Annotated in this window: 12 protein-coding genes; 11 read left to right on the forward strand and 1 reads right to left on the reverse strand. The window is 28.9% G+C overall.

Annotation, left to right across the window (positions count from 1 at the left end; all coding sequences use genetic code 11):
• The first annotated feature begins 3 nt into the window (after positions 1-3).
• The 9 genes from EK368_RS05155 (at position 4) to EK368_RS05195 (ending at position 10087) form a co-directional block, all read left to right on the forward strand.
• Entirely contained in the window at positions 4-222 is a 219-nt protein-coding gene (locus tag EK368_RS05155) for a hypothetical protein (protein ID WP_129597076.1), read from the forward strand.
• Between the two features lie 52 nt (positions 223-274).
• On the forward strand, positions 275-1156 hold the full coding sequence (xerD, locus tag EK368_RS05160; RefSeq protein WP_129597078.1) for a site-specific tyrosine recombinase XerD: 882 nt from the start codon (positions 275-277) through the stop codon (positions 1154-1156).
• A 76-nt stretch (positions 1157-1232) separates the two neighbouring features.
• Complete coding sequence (locus tag EK368_RS05165) at positions 1233-2396, forward strand: D-alanyl-D-alanine carboxypeptidase family protein (RefSeq protein WP_129597080.1); 1164 nt, start codon at positions 1233-1235, stop codon at positions 2394-2396.
• Positions 2397-2516: 120 nt separating this feature from the next.
• On the forward strand, positions 2517-3269 hold the full coding sequence (locus EK368_RS05170) for a segregation/condensation protein A (RefSeq protein ID WP_129597082.1): 753 nt from the start codon (positions 2517-2519) through the stop codon (positions 3267-3269).
• A 1-nt stretch (position 3270) separates the two neighbouring features.
• Positions 3271-3816 (forward strand): SMC-Scp complex subunit ScpB, encoded by a 546-nt coding sequence (gene scpB / locus EK368_RS05175; protein ID WP_129597084.1) that lies wholly within the window; start codon positions 3271-3273, stop codon positions 3814-3816.
• 263 nt (positions 3817-4079) lie between these two features.
• On the forward strand, positions 4080-4691 hold the full coding sequence (locus tag EK368_RS15240) for a methyl-accepting chemotaxis protein (protein ID WP_129597086.1): 612 nt from the start codon (positions 4080-4082) through the stop codon (positions 4689-4691).
• 137 nt (positions 4692-4828) lie between these two features.
• Positions 4829-7012 (forward strand): DNA topoisomerase III, encoded by a 2184-nt coding sequence (locus EK368_RS05185; RefSeq protein ID WP_129597088.1) that lies wholly within the window; start codon positions 4829-4831, stop codon positions 7010-7012.
• A 46-nt stretch (positions 7013-7058) separates the two neighbouring features.
• Positions 7059-8309: a M16 family metallopeptidase gene (locus EK368_RS05190; protein ID WP_129597090.1), complete on the forward strand. Its 1251-nt coding sequence runs from the start codon at positions 7059-7061 to the stop codon at positions 8307-8309.
• A gap of 161 nt (positions 8310-8470) precedes the next feature.
• Positions 8471-10087 (forward strand): ABC-F family ATP-binding cassette domain-containing protein, encoded by a 1617-nt coding sequence (locus EK368_RS05195; protein WP_129597189.1) that lies wholly within the window; start codon positions 8471-8473, stop codon positions 10085-10087.
• Between the two features lie 124 nt (positions 10088-10211).
• On the opposite strand, the gene EK368_RS05200 is transcribed toward EK368_RS05195, so the two are convergent.
• On the reverse strand, positions 10212-11243 hold the full coding sequence (locus EK368_RS05200; protein WP_129597092.1) for a YeiH family protein: 1032 nt from the start codon (positions 11241-11243) through the stop codon (positions 10212-10214).
• A 109-nt stretch (positions 11244-11352) separates the two neighbouring features.
• Here EK368_RS05200 and EK368_RS05205 point away from each other — a divergent pair, with 109 nt between their 5' ends.
• Positions 11353-12204: a LysR family transcriptional regulator gene (locus EK368_RS05205; RefSeq protein WP_129597103.1), complete on the forward strand. Its 852-nt coding sequence runs from the start codon at positions 11353-11355 to the stop codon at positions 12202-12204.
• Between the two features lie 157 nt (positions 12205-12361).
• Positions 12362-13069, forward strand: coding sequence for a pseudouridine synthase (locus EK368_RS05210; protein WP_129597105.1), 708 nt, complete (start codon positions 12362-12364; stop codon positions 13067-13069).
• Positions 13070-13079 lie beyond the last annotated feature (10 nt).

Here is a 13079-nt window from a genome sequence, read left to right on the forward strand (position 1 = left end):
AATATGAATAGATATATAGGACTTTTTGTAAAAATATTATTGATTTTGATTATATTTTCATTGTTATTACCTCAACTTATAGATCAACTAGCAAAATTATGGACCATAGAAAAAAGAGGAGGACCTCCTAGTGGAAATAGTACCTTTGTATCTAGTTCACATACCCAAGAAAAAAATTTTAAAGAAAATCTATATTTTATGATAGAATGTTTATTGAGGTAAAAAATATATTAACCATTAGATGAAAACGTATAGAACAAAGGGGATAAAGCTTATGGATACTTACTTGGATGGTTTTACTAGATATTTAAAATATGAAAGAGAACTATCTAATAATACTTTAGAGTCTTATAAAAGAGATATTCATCAATTTATAGATTTTTTAAAAGAAAAAGAAATTATAAAAATCAATCAAGTAAATAAAACAATAGTCATCACATATTTATTATATCTTCAAAAAAAAGGAAAAGCAACTTCTACTATATCTAGGAGTCTAGCAGCTATTCGGTCTTTTTGTCAATATCTTGTATATGAAAAATACATGGATCAAGATCCTACATTTCAGCTTGAATCTCCTAAAACACAAAAAAGGCTTCCACAAGTTCTTACATTAAAGGAGATAGAACTTTTATTATCTCAACCTGATCATACTCAAAAAGGAATCAGAGATAAAGCTATGTTAGAACTTTTATACGCAACAGGGATAAGAGTTTCTGAATTAGTAGCTTTAAATATTTCTGATATAAATATTGAAATGGACTATATAAAGTGTTGCCATACACAAACTAAGGAAAGAATTATTCCTATAGGAACTATTGCAAAAAAAACTTTAGAAAAATATATAGTCAATGTAAGGGATTATCTTGTTACACAAAACGAAGAGTCTTTATTTGTAAATTATCAAGGAAATAGATTGACAAGACAAGGTTTTTGGAAGATTATAAAGAAATATACTCAAAAGGCTAAAATCGATAAAAAAATTACACCTCATACATTAAGACATTCTTTTGCTACACATTTGATTCAGAATGGAGCAGATTTGAAATCTGTTCAAGAAATGCTTGGACACTCAGATATATCTACCACACAAGTATATACTCTTCTTATAAAAAACAAAATAAAAGAAGTTTATGAAAAAACACATCCGAGAGCCTAAATAGGTTCTTTTTTTGTATAACAAAAGTCATGAATGGAAAAGATAAGATTAAATACAAAGTTAAGGAGGACAATAGATGAAAGTAAAAAATAAAAGTATTATTTTTTTTATATGCTTTATTTTAATCTTAAACAACGGACTATTTATAGCAAATGCAGAGGAATTTCATGTAGATGCTAAATCAGCTATTTTAATAGATGCAGGAAGTGGGAAAATTATTTATGAAAAAAATTCTCATGATAAACTTCCACCTGCTAGTGTAACAAAAATAATGACCATGTTACTTGCTATGGAAGCCATAGACCAAGGAAAGATTTCACTTAAAGATGATATTACAATTAGTGAGAGAGCTTCTTCTATGGGAGGAAGTCAACTTTATTTAGAACCAGGAGAGTCAAAAAGTGTAGATCAGCTTTTAAAAGGGATTGCCGTAGCTTCTGCAAATGATGCTTGTGTAGGATTAGCAGAATATATTAGTGGAACTGAAGAGACTTTTGTACAAAAAATGAATGCAAGGGCCAAAGAATTAGGAATGAATGATACACAATTTATGAATACAAATGGATTGCCTCAAGAAGGACATTACACGAGTGCTTATGATATTTCTATTATGTCAAGAGAGTTATTAAAATATCCTAAAATACATGAATATTTAACTATTTGGATGTCTACTATGAAAGTAGGATTGCCAAATAAGAAAGAAACAAATCTTCAACTTACAAATACAAATAAATTAATTAGAAGCTATCCAGGAGCGAATGGAATTAAGACAGGCTTTACATCAGATGCCAAGTATTGTTTATCTGGTTCAGCTACTAAAAATGGATTAACTTTAATTGCTGTAGTGCTGGGATGTGAAACTTCTCCTATAAGATTTGAAGAAGCTAAGAAACTTTTAAATTATGGATTTGCTTCTTATAGTAGTGTATCTATAGCGAAAAAAAATCAGAGCATGGATGAAGTACTTATTGAGAAAGGAACAAAGGAAAAATTAACAGTGATAACAAAAGATCAAGTGAGTATACTAGTAAAAAAAGGAGAGGAAAATAAAATACAAAAAGAAATTATAGTACCTAAAAGTATAAAAGCTCCTGTGAAAAAAAATCAAAAAATTGGAGAAATTATTCTTACCAAAGAGGGAGAAGAAATGGGTAGAGCAGATTTGGTTGCTAAAGAAGATATAAAACAAGCTTCATTTGGAAATATATTTAAAAAGATAATATTAAAAACTGTACAATAATAAAAAGTTCTTATATTCCTAAGAAAAAAGTAGTTACACAAATTTGTGTGATTACTTTTTTCTTTTGTTTGTATACTTATGATATAATAATGTAGAAATTCCCGAAAAGCAGGTGAAAACATGTCTTATAATATAAAATTAAAAGAATTTGAAGGACCTTTTGATTTATTATTCCACTTAATTGAAAAGGCAAAAGTAGATATTTATAATATTCCTATTGCTCAGATTACAGAACAATATATGGAGTATATAGAAAATATGAAAAAATTTGATCTAGAAATAGCTAGTGAGTTTTTAGTTATGGCAGCTACATTAATAGAAATAAAATCTAAGATGCTTCTTCCAAATGAAGAAGAAAATCAAATTGAAATGGATATAGAGGAAGAAGATCCTCGTAAAGAATTAGTAAAAAGATTAATTGAATATAAAAAATATAAACATGTAGCTACAGAACTAAAAAATAGAGAAGAGTTGTATACCAAAATTTTTTATAAAAATCCAGAACAATTGGATGAATATATTCAGACAGATTCAAAAGAAATAGAAAATATCGATATGAAAGACTTAATAGATGCTTTTGAAAAGTTATTGAAAAAAAGAAGAAAATTATCCGAAAAAAATATGAAATTTCATTCTATTCAAAGAGATGAATATAGCTTAGAAGAAAAAATAAAGTCCATCAAAGAAATTGTTATACTTAGAAATGCTGTGGAATTTGAAGATTTATTTCATGAACCATATAATAAAAGTGAAATGGTAGTAACTTTTTTAGCACTACTAGAACTTATAAAATTAAAATTTATTTTTGTCCAACAAGATAGAGTATTTGGAAAGATTATGATTCAAATAAAAGTGATAAATGAGGTGGATTAAAATGGAAGAAAAAGAAGTAAAGTCAATTATAGAATCTATGCTATTTGTATGGGGAGAACCACTTTCTATTAAAAATATATCAGATACATTGGATTTATCTGAAGAATATATAAGGAAATGTTTAATAGATTTGAAAAAAACATATGAAAAAGAAAATAGAGGGATTCAAATCATAGAAGTCAATAACAATTTTCAATTATGTACAAATAGTAAATATTTTGATTATATTCAAAAACTGTGTACTCCATCACAAAACAAGGGACTGACTCAAGCAGCATTAGAAGTTTTAGCCATTATTGCATACAATCAACCTATCACAAGACCAGAAGTAGAAGGAATTCGTGGAGTAAAAAGTGATAAAGCTATGAATACGCTTTTAGAAAAAGAGTTAATAGAAGAAAGTGGAAGATTAGAGAAAACAGGAAGACCTATTCTTTACAAAACTACAGATGTATTTTTAAAAGCTTTTGGATTTAATCAATTAAATGATTTACCAAAACTTGAGAAATTTGAGGGCTTAACAATGACAGATCTATCTGATGAATAATAAGACTCCAATTATTTTTATGATTGGAGTTTTTTATATAAAATCCTATAATTCTTAAAAATACAAGAATTTACTGCATATATTAAATTTTTTGATTTGTTGATTTCGTCAAATAAAAAGACTAGATGAGGATGGATGAAAATGTTACAATATAAAATATACTCGATGACTTTTGACAAAATAAATTGTATGAGTAATTTATGCAAGAAAGGGATATATATTCCAAAAGCAAAAAATAGATCAACGAGAGAGGAGATATTTGCATGCAAATTAATCAGATTGAAGATTTGGAAAAGCTTAAGTTTACAGTAGAGGTTGCTGCTGGTTTGTTCAATTTAGATGCTATGATGTGTTTGACAGATCAAACAAAATTTTTAGCATATAAAAAAGGAAAAACAATTGATACATCTACAGTGATAGGACAAGAGATACCAAAGGATGATCCACTAATTACAGCAATGAAAACGAACAAGGTGATTACTGTGGAAGTACCATCTCATGTTTATGGATATGCATTTAAAGCTATATGTATCCCTGTTATTTTAAAAGACAAGGTGATAGGTGCTATTGGTATTGGAATTTCAACAGGTGTAGAAAATTCTAATTTAGAGGCAATTAATGAACTACTAAAAATTAATGATGATTTAAAGCAAAATTTAAGTGGTTTATCAAGTATTACTTCTCAAACTAAAATGCTATCTCTGAATGCATCCATCGAAGCAGCAAGAGCAGGAGAGCAGGGAAGAGGATTTGCAGTAGTAGCTCAAGAGGTTAATAAATTAGCAGAAAATTCAAATAAAGTATTAAATCAAACGCATGAGACATTAAGTCGACTAGATCCTATTGTTCAAAAGTTAAAAAAGAATTCTAACTGATTTTAGATAGAATAAAGATATTTATAAGAAGATATCTACATATATTTGTAGGTATCTTTTTATATAATATCCTTTTGTAGTCTTATTTATAAAATTATGATAACATTAGATATATTAATCTTGAAGGGATTGTTAAAATGAATAAAATATTAGTACTTGCAGAAAAACCTTCTGTAGGAAGAGATATAGCAAAAGCTTTACATTGCAATAAAAAAGGAAATGGTTATTTAGAAGGTGAAAAATATGTTGTAACATGGGCATTAGGGCATCTAGTGACATTAGCAGATCCTGAAAAATATGATGAAAAGTATAAGACATGGAGAATAGAAGATTTACCTATGCTACCATCACATCTTGATTTAGTTGTGATTAAAAAAACAAGCAAACAATTTTATACTGTAAAGGCACAAATGAATAGAAAAGATGTAGGAGAAATTGTAATAGCTACAGATGCAGGAAGAGAAGGAGAACTTGTAGCAAGATGGATCATAGAAAAAGCACATGTGAGAAAGCCAATGAAAAGACTTTGGATTTCTTCTGTTACAGAAAAAGCTATAAAGGATGGATTTTCTAAATTAAGAACAGCCAAAGAATATGAAAATCTTTATCATTGTGCTGTTGCTCGTTCTGAGGCAGATTGGTTTGTTGGAATGAATGCTACACGTGCACTTACTTGTAAATACAATGCTCAATTGTCTTGTGGAAGGGTACAGACTCCAACACTAGCTATGATAGCAAAAAGAGAAGCAGAAATTCAAAATTTCATTCCAAGAGCATTTTATGGAATTACTATCCAGGCAAAGGACTTAAAGCTTGTATGGCAGGATCATCATTCAAAAGATATAAAAACTTTTGACAAAAATAAATGTGAAAAAATAATAGATTCTGTTCAAAATAAAAATGCAAAGGTTATAGAAGTAGACAAAGTTTATAAAAAAACTTATGCTCCTCAACTATACAATTTGACAGAGCTTCAAAGAGATGCGAATAAAATATTTGGATACTCTGCAAAAGAAACATTATCTATTATGCAAAGACTTTATGAAAGTCATAAATTATTAACATATCCTAGAACAGATTCTAGGCATTTATCTTTAGATATAGTAGATACTTTAAAGGACAGAATCAAAGCTTGTGCAATTTCTGAGTATTCAAAAATAGGTGGTAAAATATTAAAAAATGATATTAAAGTTAGTAAACATTTTGTAGATAATATAAAAGTAACAGATCATCATGCCATTATTCCAACAGAACAAAGAGTATTTTTAAGTAGTTTAAGTGACAAAGAAAGGAAAATATATGATTTAGTTGTAAAAAGATTTTTAGCTGTTTTATATCCTCCTTTTGAATATGAACAAACTACTATAAAAGCAAAAATAGAGGATGAAATTTTTATCGCCAAAGGAAAAAGAATTATAAAACAAGGGTGGAAAGAAGTCTATCAAAATCATTTTGAGGAAGAAGATGAAGAATCTTTAACAGATCAAATATTACCTTCTATAAACAAAGGAGATTTAATAAATATATTAAAAGTTAGTATGACAGAGGGGAAGACAAAGCCTCCATCACCTTTTAATGAAGGAAGTTTACTTTCAGCTATGGAAAATCCAGCAAAATATATGCATACAGAAAATAAAGACTTAGTTAAAACCATAGAAAAAACAGGGGGATTAGGAACAGTAGCTACAAGAGCAGATATTATTGAAAAGTTATTTAATACTTTTCTAATTGAAAAAAAAGGAAAAGATATTTTGATTACTTCAAAAGGAAAGCAGCTCCTTGACTTGGCTCCTAAGGATCTAACATCACCTACTTTAACCGCAAAATGGGAGCAAAAGCTTGATGGAATTTCAAAAGGAAAACTTAATAAAGATGAATTTGTTGGTCATATGAAAGAGTATACACGATCAATTGTCCATGAAATCAAAAATAGTCAAGAAAAATTTAAGCATGATAATTTGACAAGAACAAAATGTCCAGAGTGCGGTAAATACATGTTAGAAGTAAATGGTAAGAAGGGGAAAATGCTTATTTGCCAAGATCGAGAATGTGGACATAAAAAAAATATTTCTCAAACGACTAATGCAAGATGTCCTAATTGTCATAAGAAATTAGAGCTTCGTGGAGAAGGAGAGGGAAAAATATTTGTATGTTCATGTGGACATAGAGAAAAACTTTCTGCCTTTAATGAAAGAAAAAAACAAGCAAAAGGAAAACCATCAAAAAATGAAGTAAATAAGTACCTTAAAAACCAAAAGAAGAAAAATGATGAACCAATCAATACTGCTTTAGCAGATGCATTAAAAAATTTGAAATTTTAAAAAGTGATATTTATTAAAAATAAAAGATTAATTAGAGGGAGATAGGATGACAAATAAGATTTTTAATAGTGGAGAATTTAAATTGAAAAATGGAATAGACCTTGTAACCATAAAAAAAGATACACAATTATTTTCCATTCATATAGGATTAAAAGTAGGACCCATTTATGAAAAAGAGAGTGAAAGAGGAATTTGCCATTTTATTGAGCATATGCTTTTTAAAGGAACTCATAAAAGAGATAATCACAAAATCAATCAAGACTTTGAAGAAAGAGCAGGCTCTTATGATGCATATACAGATTATACTTCTACAGTTTTTTCTATTCATGCATTAAAAGAAGAATTTGAAATATCTATAGAGCTTTTATCAGATATGATTATTCATTCAACTTTTCCAAAAGATGAAATGGAAAAAGAAAAAAAGGTAATTTTATCAGAACTTAAAACAGATTTAGATGATGTAGAAGAATTTAGTTTTATCAAAGCTCATGACATTGCTTTTTCAAAGAGTCCTTTAAAGCATTCTATTTTAGGAAAACAAAAGACGGTAAAAGCATTTACAAAAGAAGATTTAATTGATTTTTATCATAAAAATTATATTCCAAATCAATGTGTAATGAGCGTTGTGTCTTCTTATGAACATGATCAAGTCAAAAATATAATAGAAAAATATTTTGGACATTGGAACAAAAAAGAACAACAAACTAGATCGGTACATGTAGAAAAAAATAAGGATATAGAAAAAATAACATATAAAAAAAATATAGAGCAGAGTACTATTTTATTTTTATATACTTTTCATGGTTTGACTCGAAAAGAAGAATTAGCTTTAGAAATACTAAACTACAAGCTAGGAGAAAGTGCAAATTCTATTTTATTTAGAGAACTTAGAGAAGAAAGAGGATTTGCATATGATGTTTATTCAGAAATGGATCCTACAAATTTTATTAAAACATTAGCTATTTACACAGCAACTTCTAAAGAACATATTGATGAAGCAAAAGAAGTAATACAAAATTGTATCCAAAAGATTATTCATAAACAGATTTCTTTTAATGATAAAAATATTATGCATATGAAAAAGGTTCTAAAAACAGGGATCGCTTCTATATTAGAAGATTCCCAAGGACTAGGAAATTATATACTACATCAAAAGTTAATGTCAAAAAAGATAGATGCATTTATGGAGGATCTAAAAGATTTAGAGGATATTAACGAAGAAGATATCTACAAAGTAGCACAAAAGATATTCTATAAACCAACAATACATATACTACTAAATGAAGAAAATGAATAGATAAATTATAATCACTTATAAATATTGAGGAAAAGTATTTCATAATGATGTAAAAACGTGTATAATAAAGATAGTTTTTAAAATTGCACATTTTGTGCAATTTTTTCTATGTAAAATTGAAAGGAGGACGTTATACAAGATCGTTGTATAACAACACAAATTTGATTACAGTTACAGGCGTAGGATTAAGATATGGAGATAAAAAATTATTTGAAGATGTAAATTTAAAGTTTACTCCAGGAAATTGCTATGGAGTAATAGGAGCAAATGGTGCAGGAAAATCAACATTTTTAAAAATATTATCTGGTCAAATTGAACCAAATACAGGATCTGTATCTATTACACCAGGTGAAAGATTAGCAGTTTTAAAGCAAGATCACTTTGAATTTGATGAATATGTTGTTTTAGATACAGTTATTATGGGACATAAAAGACTTTATGAAATTATGCAGGAAAAAGATGCTCTTTATCAAAAAGAAGATTTTACAGAAGAAGATGGTATAAAAGCATCTGAGCTTGAAGGTGAATTTGCAGAATTAGATGGATGGGATGCAGAAACTAATGCAGAAAAATTATTAATGGGACTTGGCATTACAAAAGATATTCATTATAAAAAGATGGAAGAATTAGAAGGAAGCGAAAAGGTAAAGGTATTACTTGCTCAATCTCTTTTTGGAAATCCTGATATTCTTTTATTGGACGAGCCTACCAATCACTTGGATTTTAAAGCAATCAATTGGTTAGAAGAATTTTTAATAGAGTATCCAAATACAGTTATTGTGGTATCCCATGATAGACATTTCTTAAACAAAATATGTACACATATGCTAGATATTGATTTTGGAAAAGCTAAATTATTTGTAGGAAACTATGATTTTTGGTATGAATCTAGTCAATTGGCATTAAAGCTTATGAAGGATCAAAATAAGAAAAAAGAAGAAAAAATAAAAGAATTACAAACCTTTATTGCAAGATTTAGCTCTAATGCTTCTAAAGCAAGACAAGCTACTTCAAGAAAGAAATTATTAGATAAAATTAATGTAGAAGATATTGAGCCTTCTTCAAGAAGATATCCATTTGTTGGATTTACTCCAGAAAGAGAAGCAGGAAAAGATATCTTAACAGTAGAAGGAATTAGTAAAACTATTGATGGAGTCAAAGTATTAAATAATATTTCATTTGTTGTGAACAAAGGAGATAAAATTATTCTTCTTGGAAGAAATGAAATGGCAAAGACTGCTTTAATGGAGATCTTAATGGGTCAGATGGAGCCAGATGAAGGAACATTCAAATGGGGTATTACTACTACTCAAGCTTATCTACCAAAGGATAACGCTGAGTATTTTGAAGATATAGATCTTAACTTAATAGATTGGTTAAGGCAATATTCAGAAGAAAAATCAGAATCCTTTATTAGAGGATTTTTAGGGAAAATGTTATTTTCTGGAGAAGAGCCTTTGAAAATGTCAAAGGTTTTATCTGGAGGAGAAAAAGTAAGATGTATGTTTTCTAAATTAATGCTTTCTGGTGCCAATGTATTATTGCTAGATGAACCAACAAACCATTTAGACTTAGAATCTATTCAAGCAGTAAATGATGGATTGATTGCATTTAAAGGAAGTATGATCTTTACATCTCATGACCATAAGTTTATAGAAACTATTGCAAATAGAGTTATTGAGATTACGCCAGCAGGAATTTTTGACAAACAAGTAACTTTTGATGAATTCCTAGAAGATGAAGAAGTTCAAAATAGAATAGATAAAATGTATGAATAAAAGCATGAGTAAATGAATCAATACTCTATAAAATGAACACAACAAAAAGTCCCCATAATAAAAGAGCTAACCGATAGAGGTTAGCTCTTTTATTATGGGGACTTTTGATTTCGTATTCGCTGTATCACACAATACCCATAAAATATTCTACAGAGATTGCTACAACAACAACCAACGCAGATATAATAAAACCATGTACCATTGGAGCAATTCCTGATTTACGCATTTCTTTAAAACTTGTGTTTAACCCGATTGACGCAAGAGCTGCTACCATAAGAAACTTACTCAATTCCTTTGCAGCACTAGAAATAGCTACAGGAATTATATTAAAACTATTTATGATTGCAAGTACTACAAAGCCAACGATAAACCAAGGAAATAATGACCAGAAATTTACTTTATTGCGCAATGTTTCGGTGGTTCCTACTGTTTCTTTGCTCTTGATGTGAATGTTAATTAGAGCAAAAATCACTACTACTGGAATAATTGAAAGTGTTCTTGTCAATTTTACCATAGTTGCAAAATCACCAGCGGCTTCGCTGAATGCAAAGCCTGCTGCAACAACACTTGAGGTATCATTTACAGCTGTTCCTGCCCATAAGCCATATGCCATATCACTAAGGCCCATCCATCTTCCCATAAAGGGAAATAGTACAATCATTGCCATATCAAACAAAAAGGTTGCTGACATTGCATACGCAATATCTCTATCTTCAGCATCAATCACAGGTGCAATGGCTGCAATGGCAGATCCACCACAAATACCGGTTCCTGCTGAGATAAGATTGGATAGTTTCCAATTTAATTTTAACATTTTTCCTATAATATATCCGCCTCCAAAACAAGTTAGAAGTGTAAAGAACATAACCATAAGTGACATTTTTCCCACTGTTAAGACTGTTCCTATACTTAAAGAGGCTCCTAAAAGAATAATCGCAAATTTTAATACTTTTTTAGATGTAAATTTCAATCCTGCTTTTAAAAATGCAGGATTCCAAAAACTGTTAACTATCATTCCGATAAATAATGAAATAACAGAAGCGCCTATAAGATGAATGGGGAGTAAGCTCTCCAAAAACTTTGCAACAACTGCAATTGACAATGCAATAAGTAAGCCAGGAACAATTCCTATTATTGATTTGATTTTACTTTTCATTTCATCACCCTCTATTTCAATTTTATAAATTTGATTTTAACATGTGAACGTGATAATATCAAATTATTATTATTTATCAAATGATAAGATATATTTATCGAGGTGACTTATGCTTGATTATAGAATATTTACTTTTTTAAAGTTGTGTGATGTTATGAATTATAGAGTGACTGCAAAACAATTAAATATGACACAGCCAGCGGTAACGCAACATATACAGTTTTTAGAGCAGGAATATGGTTGCAAGTTGTTTTCTTATAATGGAAAAAAACTCTCCAAAACCGAAGCTGGAAAGATACTTGAAAATTATGCAAGATCAGCTGATTATAATGAAAATTCTATACGAAAAAAGCTATCTGTTCCAAATAAAGTAAAAATCAGCGTAGGAGCAACGAAAACAATAGGTGACTATGTGATTAACAAACAGGTTTTGAGATTATTACAACGAGGGGATATTGAACTTTCGCTTATTGTTGATAATACAGAGCACTTATTAAATCAATTGAACCACAAGGAGTTGGACATTGCATTAATCGAAGGCTTTTTTGATAAGCGAAGTTATGACTACAAGCTATTCAAAAAAGAGCTTTTTGTAGGGATCTGTGCAAAGGAACATCCCTTTGCAGGAAAAGCTGTGCCGTTACAAGAATTATTTAAGGAAAACATTATTATTAGAGAGCAAGGCTCGGGTACAAGAGCAATTTTTGAACAACTTTTGCTTGAACAGAATTATTCTCTTGATTGTTTTACACGTTTAACGTGCATTAGCAGCTTCGAATTAATTAAAGAGCTTGTTTTAAATTACTGCGGAATTTCGTTTGTATATGATGCTATTGCCAAAAGTAATAAAAACCTTGGTGTTTTTACAATCAAACATATTGAAGTAACAAGAGAATTTAACTTTGTTTACCTGAAAAATACTGGTGCAGATAAATTTACTGATTTTTTTGAAATTATATAATGAAATAGTATTGATATATCATCTAATTTAGTATAAATCTACTTATTTTTAAAAAAATTTTTAGCTTTTTCGTATAGATATAAATATCAAATATATTTGAACAAGATATGGTATAGAATATATAATAGACATATACATACGATAAAGGAGATTTAAAATGAGATTACAAAAATATATTGCTCATGCAGGAATTGCATCTAGAAGAAAAGCAGAAGAAATGATCAAAGAAGGAAGAGTGAAAGTAAATGATCAGGTAATTAAAGACATGGGAGTTGAGATTGATCTTACGAAAGATAAAATATATGTAGATGGTAATTTTATTGAGCTAGAACAAAAAAATGTATACATTATGCTTAATAAACCAAAGGGATATATAACCACTGTATCTGATGAATTTCATAGACCTACAGTACTGGACTTATTAAAAGATATAGAAGAAAGGATATATCCCGTAGGAAGACTTGATTTTGATACTTCAGGACTTTTACTTTTAACTAATGATGGAGATTTTACTTATCATCTTACTCATCCAAAGCATGAAGTAAAAAAAACATATATGGCTAAAATAAAAGGAGTACCTACAAAAGAAGAATTACAAAAATTTAAAAATGGTGTAGATATAGGAGAGTATATAACAGCCCCTGCTCATATTGAAATTATAAAACAAGGTAGAGGATTTTGTATAACAAAAGTCATCATTCACGAAGGGAAGAATAGACAAATCAGAAGAATGTTTGACCAAATCAATCATCCTGTTGTAGATTTAAAAAGAATTTCTATAGGAAAAATTAAAATAAATGATTTAGAAGAGGGGAAATGGAGAAGACTTACAAAAGAAGAAGTGGATTATTTAAGAAATAGTTAGAGGTGACAAA

This window comes from Anaerophilus nitritigenes (assembly GCF_004138215.1).
Classification (GTDB): Bacteria; Bacillota; Clostridia; order Peptostreptococcales; family Thermotaleaceae; genus Anaerophilus; species Anaerophilus nitritogenes.